Source organism: Streptomyces sp. NPDC052064 (genome assembly GCF_055585925.1).
Window position 1 is genome coordinate 102,543 of record NZ_JBVJJE010000018.1, and the last position, 18,703, is coordinate 121,245.

General features: G+C 71.1%; 14 protein-coding genes. 11 read left to right on the top strand and 3 right to left on the bottom strand.

From position 1 onward, the window contains the following. Positions 1-17 precede the first annotated feature (17 nt). The 4 genes from ACZ6TU_RS36385 (at position 18) to ACZ6TU_RS36400 (ending at position 5,253) form a co-directional block, all read left to right on the top strand. Positions 18-989, top strand: a complete 972-nt coding sequence (locus tag ACZ6TU_RS36385) for an ATP-binding cassette domain-containing protein (protein WP_469553080.1) — start codon at positions 18-20, stop codon at positions 987-989. After that, positions 986-1,804, top strand: a complete 819-nt coding sequence (locus ACZ6TU_RS36390) for an ABC transporter permease (RefSeq protein WP_467672785.1) — start codon at positions 986-988, stop codon at positions 1,802-1,804. Before ACZ6TU_RS36385 ends, ACZ6TU_RS36390 begins: the two co-directional genes overlap by 4 nt. A gap of 130 nt (positions 1,805-1,934) precedes the next feature. Beyond that, complete coding sequence (locus ACZ6TU_RS36395) at positions 1,935-3,443, top strand: cellulase family glycosylhydrolase (protein WP_467672787.1); 1,509 nt, start codon at positions 1,935-1,937, stop codon at positions 3,441-3,443. A gap of 211 nt (positions 3,444-3,654) precedes the next feature. Continuing rightward, a complete protein-coding gene (locus ACZ6TU_RS36400) occupies positions 3,655-5,253 on the top strand; it encodes an alpha/beta hydrolase (RefSeq protein ID WP_469553082.1) in 1,599 nt (532 codons plus the stop codon). 95 nt (positions 5,254-5,348) lie between these two features. Here ACZ6TU_RS36400 and serC read toward each other — a convergent pair whose 3' ends face one another. Together serC and ACZ6TU_RS36410 are read right to left on the bottom strand one after the other, a co-directional pair. Further along, entirely contained in the window at positions 5,349-6,467 is a 1,119-nt protein-coding gene (gene serC, locus ACZ6TU_RS36405) for a phosphoserine transaminase (protein ID WP_467672791.1), read from the bottom strand. A 74-nt stretch (positions 6,468-6,541) separates the two neighbouring features. Continuing rightward, complete coding sequence (locus tag ACZ6TU_RS36410; protein ID WP_469553085.1) at positions 6,542-7,891, bottom strand: glycoside hydrolase family protein; 1,350 nt, start codon at positions 7,889-7,891, stop codon at positions 6,542-6,544. Positions 7,892-8,098: 207 nt separating this feature from the next. Here ACZ6TU_RS36410 and ACZ6TU_RS36415 point away from each other — a divergent pair, with 207 nt between their 5' ends. From ACZ6TU_RS36415 to ACZ6TU_RS36445, 7 genes are all read left to right on the top strand, one after another. Beyond that, positions 8,099-9,118, top strand: coding sequence for a LacI family DNA-binding transcriptional regulator (locus tag ACZ6TU_RS36415; protein WP_467672795.1), 1,020 nt, complete (start codon positions 8,099-8,101; stop codon positions 9,116-9,118). A 97-nt stretch (positions 9,119-9,215) separates the two neighbouring features. Continuing rightward, positions 9,216-10,556 carry an ABC transporter substrate-binding protein gene (locus tag ACZ6TU_RS36420; RefSeq protein ID WP_467672797.1) on the top strand — a complete coding sequence of 447 codons (1,341 nt, stop codon included), beginning with the start codon at positions 9,216-9,218 and terminating at the stop codon, positions 10,554-10,556. Between the two features lie 101 nt (positions 10,557-10,657). Continuing rightward, positions 10,658-11,650 (top strand): carbohydrate ABC transporter permease, encoded by a 993-nt coding sequence (locus ACZ6TU_RS36425; RefSeq protein WP_467672799.1) that lies wholly within the window; start codon positions 10,658-10,660, stop codon positions 11,648-11,650. Between the two features lie 7 nt (positions 11,651-11,657). Next, complete coding sequence (locus ACZ6TU_RS36430; RefSeq protein ID WP_062927522.1) at positions 11,658-12,500, top strand: carbohydrate ABC transporter permease; 843 nt, start codon at positions 11,658-11,660, stop codon at positions 12,498-12,500. A 78-nt stretch (positions 12,501-12,578) separates the two neighbouring features. Beyond that, entirely contained in the window at positions 12,579-15,476 is a 2,898-nt protein-coding gene (locus ACZ6TU_RS36435) for an FAD-binding and (Fe-S)-binding domain-containing protein (protein WP_469553113.1), read from the top strand. Between the two features lie 179 nt (positions 15,477-15,655). Further along, the gene (locus ACZ6TU_RS36440; protein WP_469553088.1) at positions 15,656-16,792 is read left to right on the top strand and encodes a lipid II:glycine glycyltransferase FemX; all 1,137 of its coding nucleotides are present in this window, start codon (positions 15,656-15,658) and stop codon (positions 16,790-16,792) included. Positions 16,793-16,945: 153 nt separating this feature from the next. After that, positions 16,946-17,911 (top strand): EamA family transporter, encoded by a 966-nt coding sequence (locus ACZ6TU_RS36445; RefSeq protein WP_469553115.1) that lies wholly within the window; start codon positions 16,946-16,948, stop codon positions 17,909-17,911. Between the two features lie 12 nt (positions 17,912-17,923). On the opposite strand, the gene ACZ6TU_RS36450 is transcribed toward ACZ6TU_RS36445, so the two are convergent. Further along, positions 17,924-18,607 (bottom strand): formylglycine-generating enzyme family protein, encoded by a 684-nt coding sequence (locus ACZ6TU_RS36450; protein WP_469553090.1) that lies wholly within the window; start codon positions 18,605-18,607, stop codon positions 17,924-17,926. Positions 18,608-18,703 lie beyond the last annotated feature (96 nt).

The window sequence follows — 18,703 nt, forward strand, 5'->3', positions numbered from 1 at the left end:
CACACGGGAGGGGCGGCATGGACGGATACGCGGTGCGGGCCGAGGCGCTGGAGAAGCGGTACGGCGAGAAACGCGCCCTCGACGGCTTCGACCTGGCGGTACGCGAGGGCACGGTGCACGGCCTGCTCGGGCCGAACGGGGCGGGCAAGACCACCGCCGTCCGCATCCTGTCCACGCTGATCCGGCTGGACGGGGGCAGGGCGACGGTCGCCGGCCTGGACGTGGCCCGGCAGCCGCGCGAGGTGCGGGCCCGGATCGGGCTCACCGGGCAGTACGCGGCGGTGGACGAGGTGCTCACCGGCCGGCAGAACCTGGAGATGTTCGGCCGGCTGTTCCACCTGGGCGGCAGGCGGGCCAGGCTCCGGGCGACCGAACTGCTGGAGCAGTTCGACCTGACCGACGCCGGCGACCGGGGCGTCGGCAAGTACAGCGGCGGCATGCGGCGCCGTCTCGACCTCGCCGCGTCGATGATCCTCGCCCCGGCCGTCCTCTTCCTCGACGAGCCGACGACCGGTCTCGACCCCCGTAGCCGCGGGGAAGTCTGGGAGTCGGTGCGGGCGTTGGTGGCGGGCGGCACGACCGTGCTGCTGACCACGCAGTACCTGGAGGAAGCCGACAAGCTCGCCTCCCGCATCACCGTCATCGACCAGGGGCGGGCCATCGCCGACGACACCCCGGACGGGCTGAAGAACCTGGTCGGCGGCGACCGTATCGAGGTCGTGGTCGCCGAGCGGGCCGAGATCCCACGGGTGGTGAAGGTGGTCGCCCGGGTCACGGACGGCGAACCCGAGGCGGACGAGACCGAGTTGCGGGTGCACGCCCCGGTCGCCGACCGGGTCACGGCGCTCACCGAGGTGGCGCGGACCCTCCAGGACGAGGGCGTCCGCGTCGAGGACATCGGGCTGCGCAGGCCGAGCCTCGATGACGTGTTCCTGCGCCTGACCGGACACCGCACGGACAGCACGGAAGCCAAGGAGGCGGCGGAGTGACCACCCTCGACCTGACCGCGCGGAGCGGCCGCGGCCGCACCTACTGGCTGCTCGCCGACTGCTGGAACATCGTCCGCCGCGGCCTGACCCACTACCAGCGCCAGCCCGTCAACATCGCCTGGCAACTGGGCTTCCCGATCCTCTCCGTGCTGCTCTACGGCTATGTCTTCGGCAGCGCCATGAAGGTGCCGGGCGGCGGGGACTACAAGGACTTCCTGATGCCGGGCATGTTCGCGATGACCATGGCGTTCGGCTTCATCAACACGGCGACCGTCGTGGTCTACGACTCCACCAAGGGCGTCATCGACCGCTTCCGCTCCATGCCGATGGCCTCCTCCGCCGTGGTGGCCGGGCGCGGCGTCACCGATCTGATCGTCGCCTGCGCCGAGCTGGCGATCATGATGCTCACCGCGCTCGCCATGGGCTGGCGGCCGGACGGTGGCCTCGGCTTCCTGGCCGCGTTCGGACTGCTGCTCTGGCTGCGGTTCGCGCTGATCTGGATCGGGGTGTGGCTCGGCCTGCTCGTGCCCAACCCGGAGGCGGCGGGCGGCCTGTTCGCGGTCGCCTTCCCGCTGACGATGATCTCCAGCATCTTCGTCGCGCCGCAGCTCATGCCCGACTGGCTGGGCTGGGTGGCGGTCTGGAACCCGATCTCCTCCACGGCGGCGGCGACCCGCGAGCTGTTCGGCACGCCGGTCGGCGGGGACACCTGGGTCGAGCAGCACGCGCTGCTGATGGCCGGGGTGTGGCCGGTGATCCTGACGCTGGTCTTCCTGCCGCTGGCGGTGCGGCGGTTCAAGAAGCTGAGCCGCTAGCGAGGGGGACGCGCACCTCCCAGAGGCTTGACGTGCCCATGGCGCGTCAGTTTTCTGGGAGGTGCGCGGCGGGTATGGGAGCGCTCCCATCCGTGTTCCGGGGCCGCGCCTCCCCCGAGAGGAAGCAGCCATGTTCCGCACTCTGCGAAGAGCGCTGTGCGTCGCCGCGGCGCTCCTGTTGCCCCTGGCCGGTACTCAGTCGGCACACGCCGACGTCGACACGCAGGCCGGCGCCGGCTACTGGCACACCAGCGGCCGGCAGATCCTGGACGCGGCCGGGCAGCCGGTCCGTATCGCCGGCATCAACTGGTTCGGCTTCGAGACCGCGAACCACGTTGTCCACGGCCTGTGGGCCCGCGACTACAAGAGCATGATCGACCAGATGAAGTCGCTGGGCTACAACACCATCCGGATGCCCTACAGCGACGACATCCTCAAGCCCGGCACCATGCCCGACAGCATCAACCACGACGGCAGGAACACCGACCTGCGCGGGCTGACCTCCTTGCAGGTACTGGACCGGATCGTGGCGTACGCCGGTCAGGCCGGTCTCAAGATCGTCCTCGATCGGCACCGCCCGGACGCGGCGGGCCAGTCGGCGCTCTGGTACACGGCGTCGGTGCCCGAGTCGACCTGGATCGCCAACCTCAAGTCCCTCGCGACGCGTTACAAGGGCAATCCCACGGTCGTCGGCATCGACCTGCACAACGAGCCCCACGACCCCGCCTGCTGGGGCTGCGGCGACACGGCCCGGGACTGGCGTCTGGCCGCCCAGCGCGCGGGCAACGCGGTGCTGTCGGTCAACCCCGAGCTGCTGATCATGGTCGAGGGCGTGCAGTCGTACAACGGCGTCAACGGCTGGTGGGGCGGCAACCTCATGGGCGTCGCCGAGCACCCGGTCCAGCTGGACGTCCCGAACCGGCTGGTGTACTCGGCCCACGACTACGCCACGTCGGTGGCCCGGCAGCCGTGGTTCGGCGACCCGTCCTTCCCCGCCAACATGCCGGGGATCTGGGACAAGTACTGGGGCTACGTCTTCAAGCAGAACATCGCGCCGGTGTGGCTCGGCGAGTTCGGTACGACGCTCCAGCCGGCGGTGGACCAGAAGTGGCTGTCCGAGCTGGTGAAGTACCTGCGGTCGACGTCGGCGCACGGCGCCGACGGCTTCCACTGGACGTTCTGGTCCTGGAACCCCAACTCCGGTGACACGGGCGGGATCCTGAAGGACGACTGGCAGACGGTGGACACGGTGAAGGACGGATACCTGGCGGCCGTCAAGGCGCCGGGGTTCGAGGGTGGCGGCAACGGGCCCGATCCGGGCGGTCCGGGTGGGGGCGCGGCAGCATGCAGCGCCGCCTACACCCTCAGCAGCGACTGGGGGGGCGGTTTCAACGCCGAGGTGAAGGTGACCAACACGGGCAGCCTTCCGCTCAAGTCCTGGAAGGTGAGCTGGACCTGGACCGGCTCCCAGAAGGTCACCAGCATGTGGAACGCGTCGCACACCCAGAGCGGCGCGACCGTCACGGCGGTGAACGCCGCACACAACGGGAGCGTGCCGGCGGGAGGTTCGGCGAGCTTCGGTCTGGGCGGCGCGCCCGGGGGCGGGGGTGTGCCGAGCGTGAGCTGTACGGCGACCTGACCGCGAAGTGAGGTGAGGTGAGGTGAGGGGGGAGGCGTGCCGTAAATCACCGGAACAGCCCTGTTTCTGAAGGCACATCAGCCCGTCCGATGACTCGATTCGGTCAAGTCTTGGTCGAAAACGTACGCGCGGGGCGTGCTCTTCCGAAACGATGCGGCACGGACCGTGTGACACGCGGTCCTGACCCCCCTCACCGTTCTGAGAGAACTCCATGAGAAGAAGCGCAGCCGTCCTGTGCGGCGCGACTGTCGTACTGGCCGGGACACTCACCGCCGTCCCCGCCAACGCCAGCGCGTCGCACTCCGCGAACACCGCCCAGGCCGCGAAGGTCACTTGGAAGAAGTGCGGCACGGAGGACACCCCGACGCTCCAGTGCGCGTCGGTGAAGGTGCCGCTCGACTACGCGAAGCCGCAGGGGAAGCAGATCACGCTGGCGCTGTCCCGCGTGCCGCACACCGCGCAGAAGTACCAGGGCCCGCTGCTGGTCAACCCGGGTGGCCCCGGCGGCAGTGGCCTGACGCTGGCCGGTTTCGTCGCGTCCTCCCTGCCGAAGGAGGTCGCCGCCCAGTACGACGTCATCGGCTTCGACCCGCGCGGAGTGGGCAAGAGCCAGCCCGCCCTGGACTGCAAGCCGGGCCACTTCGACCCGGTGCGCCCCGACTCCGTGCCCAGCACGCCCGCGATCGAGAAGGCCAACCTCGATCGCGCCAAGTCCTTCGCCCGGGCCTGTGGGAAGAAGTACGCGGACGTCCTGCCGTACATCAACACGGTCAGCGCCGTGAAGGACATGGACTCGATCCGCAAGGCCCTCGGCGCCAAGAAGATCAACTACTTCGGCTACTCGTACGGCACCTACCTCGGCGCGGTCTACGCCAAGCTGTTCCCCGAGCGGGTGCGGCGCCTGGTGCTGGACTCGATCGTCGACCCGACCGGGGTCTGGTACGACGCCAACATCAAGCAGGACTACGCCTTCGACAAGCGCCACAAGGCGCTGATGGCGTGGATCGCCAAGTACGACTCCACGTACAAGCTCGGCACCGACCCGAAGAAGGTCGAGGCCAAGTGGTACGCCATGCGTGCGGCCCTGGCCAAGAAGCCGGCGGGCGGCAAGGTGGGCGCCTCCGAGCTGGAGGACATCTTCATACCCGGCGGCTACAACAACGCCTACTGGCCCACCCTCGCCCAGACGTTCGCGGCGTACGTCAACAAGAAGGACACCGCCGCGCTGGTCAAGGCGTACGACAACATCGCCGCCATCGACGCCTCCGGCGACAACGGCTACAGCGTCTACACCTCGGTGCAGTGCCGTGACGCGTCCTGGTCGCGCGACTGGAAGCAGTGGCGCAAGGACAACTGGGCGGTGTACGAGAAGGCGCCGTTCATGGCCTGGAACAACGCTTGGTACAACGCGCCGTGTGCGTTCTGGCCGACGAAGTCGCTGAAGCCGGTGAACGTGGCCAACGCCAAGCTTCCGCCGGTGCTGCTGTTCCAGGCGACGGACGACGCGGCCACCCCGTACCAGGGCGGTGTCACCATGCACCGGCTGCTGAAGGGCTCCAGCCTGGTGGTGGAGCAGGGCGGCGGCAACCACGGCATCTCGCTGAGCGGCAACGCCTGCCTCGACAAGCACCTGGCGACGTACCTCACCAGCGGCAAGGTGCCGCACGGCAGCGGCGTGGCCGACGCGGTCTGCAAGAAGCTGCCCGACCCGAAGCCGCAGGCCACGGCGGGGAAGACGCCGAGCACGGGCCAGTCGGCCGTCGAGACGGTCGGCAACACCCTGCGCGGGATCCTGGGATCCGGGGTCTGAGCGTGCTTGCGTGAGCATCGTCTGACGTGACGTGAGGGGCGCCCGGTACGTACCGGGCGCCCCTTGCGTCGTACGGGGTCACGTACGGGAGAAGATCAGAGCTTCTCGATCACGTAGTCGACGCACTTCGTCAGGGCCTCGATGTCCGCCGGGTCGATCGCCGGGAACATCGCGACGCGCAGCTGGTTGCGGCCGAGCTTGCGGTAGGGCTCGGTGTCGACGATGCCGTTGGCGCGCAGGACCTTGGCGACGGCGGCGGCGTCGACCTCGTCCGTGAAGTCGATCGTGCCGATGACCTGGGAGCGCTTGGCCGGGTCGGTGACGAAGGGGTTCGCGAACTTGACGTCCTCGGCCCAGCCGTACAGCGTCCGCGCGGACGTGGCGGTGCGGCGGACCGACCAGTCCAGGCCGCCCTGGCCGTTGATCCACTCCAGCTGCTCGTTGAGGAGGAACAGCGTGGCGAGGGCCGGGGTGTTGTACGTCTGGTTCTTGCGGGAGTTGTCGATCGCCGTCGGCAGCGAGAAGAACTCCGGGACGTGGCGGCCGGACGCGTGGATGCGCTCGGCGCGCTCGATCGCGGCGGGGGAGAAGACGCCGATCCACAGGCCGCCATCGGAGGCGAAGGACTTCTGCGGGGCGAAGTAGTAGACGTCCGTCTCCGCGATGTCGACGGGGAGTCCGCCGGCGCCGGAGGTGGCGTCCACGAGGACCAGGGCGCCCTCGTCGGCGCCGGCCACGCGCTTGATCGGCATCGCGACACCGGTCGAGGTCTCGTTGTGGGTGAAGGCGTAGACGTCGACGCCCGCCTCGGCGACCGGCTCGGGGTGCGTGCCCGGGGCGCTGGAGATCACGTCCGGCTCCGCCAGCCAGGGCGCGAGCTTGGCGGCCTTGGCGAACTTGGAGGAGAACTCGCCGAAGCTGAGGTGCTGCGACTTGTTCTCGATCAGACCGTGCGTCGCGACGTCCCAGAACGCGGTGGAGCCGCCGTTGCCGAGGATCACCTCGTAACCGTCGGGGAGCTGGAACAGCTCGCGGATGCCCTCACGCACCTTGCCGACCAGGTTCTTGACGGGGGCCTGGCGGTGGGAGGTGCCCATGAGGGAGGTGCCACTGGCGGCGAGGGCGTCCAGCGCCTCCGTCCGCACCTTGGAGGGACCCGCGCCGAAACGACCGTCCGCGGGCTTGATGTCAGAGGGAATCCGGATCTCAGCCACGAAAGGGAGCGTAGCCGTTTCCAGAAACGCGGGCGAAACGTCGTCCGTCGGGTGAGACGGTGTTCCGGCGGCCGTCAGTGCGGCGACGGGCCGGGCCAGACGGCCGAGGCGTCGTCGCGGTGCGGGGCCGGCAGCCGGACCGGGCGGACGGGAACAGGGCGGACGCGGCCCTCGGCGGCGGCCGTCCAGGGGGCGGGGCGGCCGGAGTAGCACAGGGTGGTGAGGACGAAGACGCCGTCGGCGTAGACCTCGACGTACTCACCGACGGTGAGGATGCGCAGTGAGGCGGCGGGTTCCGGCAGGAGGGTCTCGCCGAGCGGGGCGCCATCGGGGCCGGTGACCCGGAGGTTCTTGCCGTCGCAGCCGACGGTGAGCGCGGGCCGGCCCTCGTCGGGGACATGCGTGCGCAGGGTGATCTCGGTGCGGCCGGACAGGTCGACGTCGCCGACCGCGTGCAAGGGGGCGTCGTACGTCTCCTCGCCGAGCCAGGGGTCCAGGCTCGGCCACCATTCCAGGCGGGGCGCCGCGTCCTGCGGGACGACGAGGGACTTGGGCTGGGCGAGCATGCCGCGGCAGCGGTCGCCGGTGTCGGTGAGGCCGACGCGGCGCGGGGTGGTGTGCAGCACGACGCGGGAGCCGTCGGGGGCCGCGGCGACGCGCGGGGCGTACGCGCCCGTCGGGCCGAGCGGACCGCGGCGGGTCCACGGGCCGCGCAGGCGCGGCGCGGTCCACGCCTCGAAGCCCCGGGTGGCGCCGATGGAGCCGAGCAGCAGCCAGCTGCCGTCGTCGAGGCGTTCGAGGACCGGGCACTCCAACTCGTCGACGTCGCCGGGTGAGATGAGCGGCGGGCGGACGGTCCAGTGCTCCAGGTCGTCGGAGGTGGCCCAGGCGACGCAGCCGCTGACCTCGACCGGCAGGGAGGCGTCGGCGGCGCAGACCACCATGACCCAGCCGTCGGACTCGTCGTCGCGTACGACGAAGGGGTCGCGCCAGCCCATGCGTTCGCCGGTGCGGTACCAGCGCGGGTCGGCCTCGACGACCGGCCCCGTGCCGTGGCGGCGCCAGCCGGTGCCGTCGGTGCGGTCGGAGTGGGCCAGGCCGACCGACTGCAGCGGCCAGCCGTCGGGGGTGAGTCCGGAGACGGCGGTGTAGAGCATCGCCATGCCGGTGCCGTGCGGGAAGGCGTGCATGGTCCACACCGCCTGCTGGTCGAAGCGGCCCGGCAGACCGTTGCCGAAGGCCGTGCCCTGCGGCTCCCAGTGGACCAGGTCGGTGGAGGTGGCCCGGCCGTAGGACGTCTCCATGCGCAGGTGGTCGAACTCGGCCGTCCACGGACCCTGCAGGTGCAGCGCGGTGTAGGTGCCGTCCGCGTGGCGCAGGAGGTCGAAGTCGTTCACGCAGAGGCCGGGCGGCGCGTATCGCATGGACAGGTCCTGTCTTCCGACAGCCGCACTCAAGCGCGTGCGCTGTGCTCTGGCTGGTGAGAATTCCTCTGAGAGTCAGCCGAAGTAAATCTGAACGCAAACGCTTGCGCAACCAGGTGGGCGGGTTTACGGTCTCGTCACTCCCCCTCACGCCGACGTGCTTCCGGACCCCGGCCACGCGGCGTGCACCCGATCAAGGAGCGTCCCGTGACGGTCAGCATCACCGATGTCGCCGAGGCCACCGGAGTCTCGGCGTCCACCGTGTCCCGCGCCCTGCGCGGCCGTCCCGGGGTGTCGGAGGAGATGCGGGCCCGGATCGTCGAGACCGCCGCCGAACTGGGCTACACCGCCTCGCGCTCGGCGTCCAGCCTGGCCAGCGGGCGCACCTACACCATCGGCGTCGTCGTCCCGTACGTCGGCCGCTGGTTCTTCGGCACCGTGCTGGACTCCGCCGAGAAGGTCTTCAGCGCCGCCGGTTACGACGTCCTGCTGTACAACCTCGGCTCACCGGAGGCCCGCAAGCGCTTCTTCACCAAGCTGCCGATCCGCAAGCGGGTCGACGCCGTGCTGTCCCTGCTGATCCCGGACCCGGAGGAGGCCGCCGCCCTGAGGTCCCTCGACGTGCCGCTGGCGACCACGGTCGGCGGCGCCCGGCCCGGCTTCACGGCGGTCGGCATCGACGACCGGGGCGGGGCGGAGAGCGCCGTACGTCATCTGGTGAACCTCGGCCACCGGCGGATCGGCATGATCTCCGGCGCCAGCGAGCCGCTGCACTGGACCACGCCCCTCGACCGCCGGCAGGGCTACCTGGACGTGCTGGCCGACGCCGGGATCGAGCCCGACCCCGCACTGGAGGCGGACGGCGGTTACACGGTCGAGGGCGGTGAGCGGGCCATGACCGAGCTGCTGGCGCTGCGTCACCCGCCGACCGCCGTGTTCGCCCAGTCCGACGAGATGGCGATGGGCGCGCTGCGCGCCCTGCGCCGGCACCGGCTGAGGGTTCCGGAGGACGTGTCCGTCGTCGGCTTCGACGATCACGAACTGTCCGAGGTGGTCGGGCTGACCACCGTGGCCCAGCCGGTCGCGGCCCAGGGCCGTGAGGCGGCCCGGCTGCTGCTGGCGCGGCTGGACGATCCGGAAGCCGGGCCGCCGCACCCCGTCGAGATGCCCATCCGTTTCGTCCTCCGCGAGACCACCGCTCCGCCGCACAGCGGCCGGCAGCGGTAGCCGAACCCCTCCCTTCAACCGCCCGTCACCGAAGGGCCGTTCCTGCCCTGGCCCCGACAGCCCGCGCACCCACCCATATCCGCACGGAGGCACCACCATGATCACCAGTCCCAGAAAACACCGTCGTACGGGCCTGACAGCCCTCGCTCTGCTGCCCCTGGCCGCGCTGGCCGCCTGTGGCGGGGGCGGCGGCAGCGACACCTCCGCCGAAGAGGGCAGCGGCAAGGGCACCATCAGCGTCTGGGCCCACCAGGGCCAGGCGAGCGAGACGGCCGCGCTGCAGAGCGCGGTGAAGTCCTTCAACTCCTCGCAGAACGCCGTCAAGGCCGAGCTGAAGCTGATCCCCGAGAACGACTACACCAAGACCATCACCGCCACCGACGCCTCCGAACTGCCGGACGTGCTGGAGTTCGACGGCCCGACGATGGCGAACTTCGTCTACAACAGCAAGCTCGCCCCGGTCGACGGCCACGTCTCCGCCAAGACCCTCGGCAACGCCACCGACGCGATCAAGGCGCAGGGCGAGATCGACGGCAAGCACTACGGCCTGGGCATGTTCGACGCCGGGCTCGGGATGTACGCCAACAAGAAGCTGCTGGACGCGGCCGGCGTGAAGTACCCGACGAGCGTGGACGACGCCTGGACGGCCGAGGAGTTCGGCAAGGCGCTCAAGGCGCTGAAGGGCGAGGACTCCGACGGCAAGGTCCTCGACATATCGGAGCAGTACGGCCTCGCCTCCGAGTGGGGCACCTTCGGCTTCTCCCCGATCGTCTGGTCGGCCGGCGGCGGCCTGTTGAAGGACGGCAAGGCGGAGGGCGCCCTCGACAGCCCGAAGGTCGTCTCCGCGATGAAGACCTTCCAGTCCTGGAAGACCTACGTCGACCCCAACACCGACGGCAACGCCTTCGCCAAGGGCAAGGTGGCGCTGAGCTGGGTCGGCCACTGGAACTACCCCGCCTACAGCAAGGCCCTCGGTGACGACCTCGTCGTCCTGCCGCTGCCGGACTTCGGCAACGGCCCCAAGACCGGCCAGGGTTCGTGGGCGTGGGGCATCGGCGCAGACAGCAAGAACGGCAAGGCCGCCGGCACCTTCCTGGACTACCTGCTGAACGACACCAACATCGGCGCGATGACGAAGGCCAACGGCGCGGTGCCCGCCACCGAGTCCGCACTCGCCAAGAGCGAGCTGTACAAGAAGGGCGGCCCGCTCCAGCTCTTCGCCGACCAACTCGCCCAGCCCTGCGGCGACAGTGACATCACCGCCTCCTGCGTCGCCGTCACCCGCCCGGTGACCGCCGGGTACCCCACGGTCACCGCCAAGTTCAACACGGCCCTGAACTCGATCTACGGCGGTGCCGACCCCAAGGAAGCCCTGCAGAAGGCCGCCCGCGCCATCGACCGGGACTTCACCGACAACGCCGGCTACGAGATCCCGTAACCCGCAGGACGCATCGGCCCGGGCGGGCCGTCGGCGACGTGGCGACGCAACGAGCAGCCAGGTACCGACCGAGCCCGCCCCGCCGGGAAGAGGACCCTCCCGTGAAAACCGTGGAACCCGCGCACCCCGCGGCCCCTGGCCGGGCGCAGGCCGCCTCGTCCACGCCCTCCGCGAAGCCCTGGCGTCCGTCGCGCGGCAACCGCGACCGGCTGCACGGGCTGCTGATGTCCGCCCCGGCCGTCGGCGGGCTGATCGCCTTCGTCGGCATCCCGTTCGGCTACGCCGTGGTGCTCTCCTTCTACAACGTCCGCCTCGGCTCCCCCCTGGAACCCACCTTCTTCGGCGTGGAGCACTACCGGCGGCTGTTCACCGACCCCGACCTGTCCGGCCCGTTCCTGCGAGCGCTGCTGAACAACCTGACCTTCGCCGCGGTCGTCGTACCGCTCCAGACGGGTCTCGCGCTGGCGCTGGCCATCCTGCTCAACCGCAAGCTGAAGGCCATCGGCCTGTTCCGCTCCTTCTTCTTCATGCCGGTGGTCTTCCCGATGGCGCTGGTCGCCGTGATCTGGCGGCTGATCCTCGCCCGCAGCGAGCAGGGTCTGCTCAACTCCATGCTGGACACGGTGAGTTTCGGCAACTGGGGTGCCTTCGACTGGCTCGGCGACGGTCTCACCGCGATGGGCTCGATCATCGTGCTGTCGGTGTGGCAGGGCGTCGGCTTCCAGATGGTCATCCTGCTGGCCGGCCTCCAGCAGATCCCGGGCGAGCTCTACGAGGCCTCCGAGCTGGACCGGGCCTCGCGCTGGCAGCAGTTCCGGCACGTCACCCTGCCCGGCATCCGCGGCACCCTCGTGTTCGTCGCGATGCTGACCTCGGTGCTGTCCTTCCGGGTCTTCGACCAGGTGTACATCCTCATCCGCGGCGGCGGCCTGGACGAGGACGCCACCCGGACGGTGATGTACCAGGCCGTCACCACGGCCTTCGACCAGAACAACATCGGCCAGGCCTCGGCCGTCACGGTGGTGTTCTTCCTGATCGTCGTCGCCCTGACGATCGTCCAGCGCCGCGTCGTCCGGCCCGACAACGAGGACTGACTCCATCATGGCCATGACCCGTACGCCCGTACGCCGCGTCCTCGACTACACCGTCCTGAGCGTCCTGGCGTTCGTCTTCGCCCTCCCCGCGCTCTACCTCTTCCTCGGCAGCCTCAAGCCGTCGGACGAGGTCCTGAACGGCCTGTCCGGCTTCCTGCCCACCCACCTCTCCTTCGACAACTACGCAGCCGTCCTCGACAGCCTGAACTCCGACAGCACCGGCTACTTCTGGCAGTTCATGGGCGTGTCGGTGCTGCTGTCGTTCGTGGTGGTGACGGGCGGGCTGATCGTCAACTCGATGGCCGCGTACGGACTGACGCGACTGAAGTGGCGGGGGCAGAACGCGGTGTTCACCCTCGTCCTGCTGCTGATGCTGATCCCGTTCGAGTCGGTGGCGGTGCCGCTGTTCTACATGTTCAACGGCCAGCGCAACACCCTGTTCATCCAGGCGCTGCCGTTCGTCGCCAACGCCTTCGCGATCTACCAGTTCCACACGTTCTTCAAGAAGATCCCGCCGAGCATCGAGGAGGCGGCCCGGCTGGACGGCGCGGGACCCTGGCGCACCTTCTTCGCGATCATCGTGCCGATGTCCCGGCCGGTGTTCGCCTCGGTCGCGATCCTCACCTTCCTCATCCAGTGGGGCTCCTTCCTGTGGCCGGTGCTGATGGTGTCCGACCCGTCGGTGCGTCCCCTCCCCCTGGAGATGAGCGTCTTCCAGGGGCAGCAGCCCCCGGACTGGGGCCAGATCCTCGCCTTCGGCGTGCTGCTGGTACTGCCCGTGCTGATCGTCTTCGCGTTCTTCCAGCGCTGGTTCGTCGAGGGCGTGGCCAGCTCCGCCGTCAAGGGCTGAGACCTCGGGGGAGCATCGCCCCGGTCCGTCACTGTCAGTGTCCGGGTGCATGCTGGAGGCATGACGGATGTCGGGGATCTGGCTGCCCTTGAGGCGGAGCTGCGCCGGGCCGTCCGGGGTGACGTGGGTTTCGACGCCACCTCCCGGGCGCTGGTCACCATGGACGCCTCCAACTACCGGCGGGTGCCGCTGGGTGTGGTCGCTCCCCGTGACGCCGACGACGTGGCGGCCGTCCTGGAGGTGTGCCGGCAGCGGGGGGTGCCGGTCGTCGCGAGAGGCGGCGGGACGTCGATCGCCGGGCAGGCGACCGGCACCGGGGTGGTGCTGGACTTCACCCGGTACATGAACCGGCTCGTGTCGCTGGATCCCGAGGCGCGTACGGCCGTCGTGCAGCCGGGGCTGGTGCTCGACCGGCTCCAGGAGGCGGCGGCTCCGCACGGGCTGCGGTTCGGGCCGGATCCGTCGACGCACAGCCGGTGCACGCTCGGCGGCATGATCGGCAACAACTCGTGCGGCTCGCACTCGGTGGCCTGGGGGACGACCGCGGACAGTGTGCGCGAGCTGGACGTGATCACCGCGCGCGGGCGGCGGCTGCGGCTCGGGCAGGACTGGGCCGGCGCGCCGGACGGCCTGCGGGAGCTGGTGGACGGCGAACTGGCCCGGTTGCGCACGGGCTTCCCGGAGCTGCCCCGCCGCATCTCCGGGTACGCGCTGGACGCCCTGCTGCCCGAGCGGGGCGCCGACGTGGCCCGCTCCTTCTGCGGTTCCGAGGGCACACTGGGCGTGCTGACGGAGGCGGTCGTACGACTGGTCGAGGCACCACGCGCGCGTGCCCTGGCCGTGCTGGGCTACGCCGACGAGGGCGCGGCGGCGGAGGCCGCTGCCGGGCTGCTGCCGTTCGGGCCGCTGACGGTGGAGGGCATGGCGGCGGACCTGGTGCCGTCCGCGGCAGCGCTGCCGCGGGGCAGGGCCTGGCTGTTCGTGGAGACCGGCGGGGAGTCGGCCGAGGAGGCACGCGCGCGTGCGGAGGCGATCGTGCGGGCGGCCGATGTCGTGGACGCCCTGGTGGTCACCGACCCGGCGGGGCAGCGCGCGCTGTGGCGCGTCCGGGAGGACGCGAGCGGTACGGCGACGCGGATGCCGGACGGGAGGGAGGCGTGGCCCGGGTGGGAGGACTGCGCGGTGCCGCCCGCCCGGCTCGGGGCGTATCTGCGGGACTTCCGGGCGCTGCTCGGCGCGCACGGGCTGCGCGGCACGCCGTACGGGCACTTCGGGGACGGTTGTATCCATGTCCGTATCGATTTCGACCTGCTGACGGAGCCCGGCATCGCCCGTTTCCGCCGCTTCTCGGAGGAGCTCGCGGAGCTGGTGGTGGCGCACGGCGGCTCGCTGTCCGGGGAACACGGGGACGGGCAGGCACGGGCGGAGCTGCTGCCGAAGATGTACGGGCAGGAGATGGTGGGCCTGTTCGAGCGGGTGAAAGGGGTGTGGGACCCGGACGACCTCCTCAACCCCGGCATGCTGGTCCGCCCCGCGCCCCTGGACGCCGGCCTGCGCTTCTCCGTCCTCCCCCGCGAGCCCGTCGACGTCGTCTTCGGCTACCCCTCCGACGGCGGTGACTTCTCGGCGGCGGTGCGGCGCTGCGTGGGCGTCGCCAAGTGCCGCACGGAGTCGGCATCCGGCTCCTCCGTCATGTGCCCGTCCTTCCGGGCGACCGGCGCGGAGCAGCACTCCACGCGCGGGCGTGCCCGGCTGCTGCACGAGATGCTCGCCGGTGAGGTGGTGACCGACGGCTGGCGCTCCACGGAGGTGCGGGACGCGCTGGACCTGTGCCTGTCCTGCAAGGGCTGCCGGTCGGACTGCCCGGTGGAGGTCGACATGGCCACGTACAAGGCGGAGTTCCTCCACCACCACTACGCCGGCCGGCGCCGCCCGGCCGCGCACTACGCGATGGGCCGGCTGCCGGTGTGGCTCCGGGCCGTGACCCGTACGCACACGACGCCGCTGGTCAACGCCCTCGCCCGGATGCGCCCCTTCGCCTGGGCGGCGAAACGGCTGGGCGGGATCGCCCCCGAGCGGGAGATCCCACGGGTGGCGACACGGACGTTCAGCCGGTGGTGGGAACGGCGGCGGAGGGAGGGGGCTGCCGCCGGGCGCGGCGACCTCGTCGTGTTGTGGCCCGACACCTTCACCGAGTACCTCTCGCCCTCCGTGGGGCAGGCCGCCGTGCGGGTGCTGGAGGCGGCCGGGTTGCGGGTGGCGCTTCCGCCGACCGTGCATCTGGCGAAACCGCCGGTGGGCGACGGCAGGACGGTCGCGCTCGACCCGCTGTCCCTGCTGCGGGGCCGGGGGCGCGTCTGCTGCGGGCTGACGTACGTGTCGACGGGGCAGCTGGACCGTGCCCGAGCGGTCATGCGCCGCACGCTCGACCTGATGGAACCGGTGCTGGAGACCGACGCCCCGGTCGTGGTCCTGGAGCCGAGCTGCGCCGCGGCGCTTCGCACGGACGTTCCCGAGCTGCTGCACGACGACCCGCGCGCGTCCCGCCTCGCCGCCAAGGTCCTCACCTTCGCGGAGACCCTCGAACGCCACGCCCCTGGCTGGACACCGCCGCGCGTCGACCGCCCGGTGGCCGGCCAGACCCACTGCCACCAGCACGCGGTGCTGGGCGACGCCGCCGACCGCCGGCTGCGCGGAGCCGCTCTGCTCTCCGGCGAACTGAGCGGCGGCTGCTGCGGTCTCGCGGGAAACTTCGGCTTCGAGAAGGGCCACTACGAGGTGTCCACCGCCTGCGCGGAGGAACAGCTCCTGCCGTCGGTACGGGACGCCCCCGACGGCACGCTGGTCCTGGCGGACGGCTTCTCCTGCCGCACGCAGCTGGAGCAGTTGGCGGGCGTGCGGGGGAGGCATCTGGCGGAGGTGCTGGCGGCGGCGCTGGAGGGAGGAGCAGGGAATGACCCGGGGGGCGAGCGGTGAACCGTGGCCGTACCCGGACCCGGCCGCCTGGGCCGACCACCACCTCGACGCCCGCGCGGGCGGCGTGGACGCGCTTGAGGCGTTCGGGCCACGGGACGGGCGGACCCGAGTGTCTGAGCCGGGGGAGGGGCGGAGCCGCTCCTAGGCTCACGCCACCAGCCACTCGAAGGAGCCCGCGCATGAGCGTCCGCGTCCAGCCGATCACCCGCGACGAGCATCTCGCGTTCGTCGCGGCCCGCCCCTCCGCCAGCCACACACAGATCCCCTCCTGGGGCGAGGTGAAGCCCGACTGGCGGGCGGAGAGCCTCGGCTGGTTCGACGAGGCCGGGCAGCTCGTCGGCGCGGGACTGGTGCTGCTGCGCCCGCTGCCCGGGCCGAAGCTGCCCGGACTGCCGCGGTACCTGGCGTACCTGCCCGAGGGCCCGCTCATCGACTGGCACGAGCCCGGCCTCGAACGTCTGCTGGAGCCGATGGTCGCCCACCTCGGGCTACGGGGCGCCTTCGCGGTGCGGATGGGCCCGCCGGTCGTGGTGCGCCGCTGGAGCGCCGAGGCGGTCAAGGCGGCGATCGCGGACCCGGCCGCCCGGCGGCTGCGCGACGTGCGGGCGACGTCGTTCGAACCGCGTGCCGGCCAGGTCGCGGACACCCTGCGTCGCATGGGCTGGCGGCAGACCGAACCCGGCGGCGAGGACGGCTTCGCCGCGGGACAGCCCCGGTACGTCTTCCAGGTGCCGTTCGCCGGCCGGTCGCTGGACGACATCCGCGGCGGCCTGAACCAGCAGTGGCGGCGCAACATCAGCAAGGCGGAGAAGGCCGGCGTGAAGGTCGTACGCGGAGGCTACGAGGATCTGCCCGCCTTCCACGAGCTGTACTGCGAGACCGCAGAGCGGGACCGCTTCATCCCGCGCCCGCTGCCCTACTTCCAGCGCATGTGGAGCGCGCTCACCGCCGAGCACCCGGACCGGATGCGGCTCTACCTCGCGTACCACGACGGCGAGGTGCTCGCCGCCGCGACGATGCTGACCGTCGGCGACCACGTCTGGTACTCCTACGGCGCCTCCACCAGCCGGCGACGCGAGGTCCAGCCGAGCAGCGCCGTGCAGTGGCGCATGATGACGGACGCCCATGAACTCGGAGCCGCCGTGTACGACCTGCGCGGCATCACCGACACCCTGGGCGAGTCCAGCCACCTGCTGGGCCTGCTCCGGTTCAAGGTGGGCACCGGCGGCGAGGCCGTCGAGTACCTCGGTGAGTGGGACTTCCCGCTCAACCGGCTGCTGTACAAGGCGCTGAACCTGTACCTCGCCCGCCGCTGAGAATCCGCATTCCGAGACAGTGGCATAAGCGGTTTACGCGCCTGACCGAGTCCATTACTCTGGACTCGACAGTACATCGTGATGCACATGAGCACGCAAGACGGTGTACGTACGCAGCCCGAGTACGCCGCCGAGCCGAGCACAGGACCGCCCGTGACCACCCCCGACAGCGTCACCACGCACCAGCCCGCGACCACCACCGCCGCTGCCGCCGCACCGGCCGCCGGGCCGGGCCGACTGGGCTCGCTCGGGCCGGTGGGCCTGGTGTTCGCGGGCGGGATCTCGGTGCAGTTCGGTGGTGCGCTGGCCGTGATGCTGATGCCGAGGGCGGGTGCCCTCGGGGTGGTGGCGCTGCGGCTGCTCGTGGCGGCGGTCGTCCTGCTGCTGGTCTGCCGTCCGGGGCTGCGCGGCCACTCGCGCACCGACTGGGGCACGGTCGTCGTCTTCGGCATCACCATGGCCGCCATGAACGGCCTCTTCTACCAGGCCGTCGCCCGTATCCCGCTGGGCCCCGCGGTCACCCTGGAGGTCCTCGGCCCGCTCGCCCTGTCGGTTCTGGCGTCCCGCCGTGCGATCAACGTCGTCTGGGCGGCACTCGCCCTCGCCGGCGTCTTCCTCCTCGGCGGGGGAGGCTTCAGCGGCCTCGACCCCACAGGAGCGGCCTTCGCCCTGGGTGCCGGCGCCATGTGGGCGGCCTACATCATCTTCAGCGCCCGTACGGGCCGCCGCTTCCCGCAGGCGGACGGCCTGGCCCTGGCGATGGCGGTGGGGGCGGTGCTGTTCCTGCCCCTGGGCATCGCCGAGTCCGGTACGAAGCTGATCGACCCGGTGACGGTGGGCCTGGGCGCGGCGGTGGCCCTGCTCTCCTCGGTCCTGCCCTACACCCTCGAACTGGTCGCCCTGCGCCGCCTGCCCGCCTCCACCTTCGCGATCCTCATGAGCCTGGAACCGGCCATCGCCGCGACGGCCGGCTTCCTCCTCCTCGACCAGACCCTCACCGCCATGGAGGCCGCCGCGATCGCCCTCGTCATCGCGGCGAGCATGGGGGCGGTACGGACCCAGGTCGGCCGCGGCCGCCGGAAGACGGCGGCGCTGGAGGGCACGGGGCTGGAGGGATAGCCCAAGGCGCCTTCAACGCGGCTGGTACGCCCGCGCCACGCGAAATCCCACGTCGTCGATCCGGAACGTCGGATGACTGCGGCGCCGAACCGAAGCACGGCAACTCCAGTGCTCGTCGGCCCAGCCACCGCCCCGCAGCACCCGGTAGGTGCCATAGACCTCGGCGTCGTAGACGTCCCAGCACCATTCCCAGACGTTGCCCAGCATGTCGTAGAGGCCCCACGCGTTGGCCCGCTTGCCGCCCACGGAACGGATCCGCTCCTCCGAGTTGCCGCGATACCAGGCGACCTCATCGAGCCGCCCGTACCGCGGCCCACTGCTGCCGGCCCGACAGGCATGCTCCCACTCGGCCTCGGTCGGCAGCCGGTACCCGTCACCGCAGACGTCCCAGTCGACCGTCCCGGAGTCACCGCCCAGGCGATACGCGGGCGTCAGCCCTTCCGCCCGGGACAGCGCATTGCAGAACCGAACCGCGTCCCACCACGACACGCCCTCGACGGGCAGCCGCTCGCCGCGAACGGCACTCGGCCGCTCACCGGTGACCTGGGCATACCACGCCTGAGTGACCGGTAGCGCCGACAGCCGGAAGGGCGCGACCTCGACCGCCCAACTCCGCTGCGTCCGCCGGTCGGACAGCGTCACCCGCCCTGACGGGACGGCAACCATCTCGTTCCCCATGCCCACGCCGACCCCCATGCCGAGCCACACTAACGGTGGTCGGATGCCGGCCGTGAAATTTCTGAGCGGGCGGCGAAGTCGTGTGGACCGCTTGTACGGGACGGTGCTCGACGT

Excerpts from the sequence above, each read along its gene's own strand:
- ACZ6TU_RS36410 (WP_469553085.1), bottom strand. The coding sequence starts at position 7,891 with ATGCGATACGCGCCGCCCGGCCTCTGCGTGAACGACTTCGACCTCCTG.
- ACZ6TU_RS36430 (WP_062927522.1), top strand. The coding sequence starts at position 11,658 with ATGGCCATGACCCGTACGCCCGTACGCCGCGTCCTCGACTACACCGTC.
- ACZ6TU_RS36395 (WP_467672787.1), top strand. The coding sequence starts at position 1,935 with ATGTTCCGCACTCTGCGAAGAGCGCTGTGCGTCGCCGCGGCGCTCCTG.
- ACZ6TU_RS36420 (WP_467672797.1), top strand. The coding sequence starts at position 9,216 with ATGATCACCAGTCCCAGAAAACACCGTCGTACGGGCCTGACAGCCCTC.
- ACZ6TU_RS36385 (WP_469553080.1), top strand. The coding sequence starts at position 18 with ATGGACGGATACGCGGTGCGGGCCGAGGCGCTGGAGAAGCGGTACGGC.
- ACZ6TU_RS36440 (WP_469553088.1), top strand. The coding sequence starts at position 15,656 with ATGAGCGTCCGCGTCCAGCCGATCACCCGCGACGAGCATCTCGCGTTC.
- ACZ6TU_RS36450 (WP_469553090.1), bottom strand. The coding sequence starts at position 18,607 with ATGGGGGTCGGCGTGGGCATGGGGAACGAGATGGTTGCCGTCCCGTCA.
- ACZ6TU_RS36400 (WP_469553082.1), top strand. The coding sequence starts at position 3,655 with ATGAGAAGAAGCGCAGCCGTCCTGTGCGGCGCGACTGTCGTACTGGCC.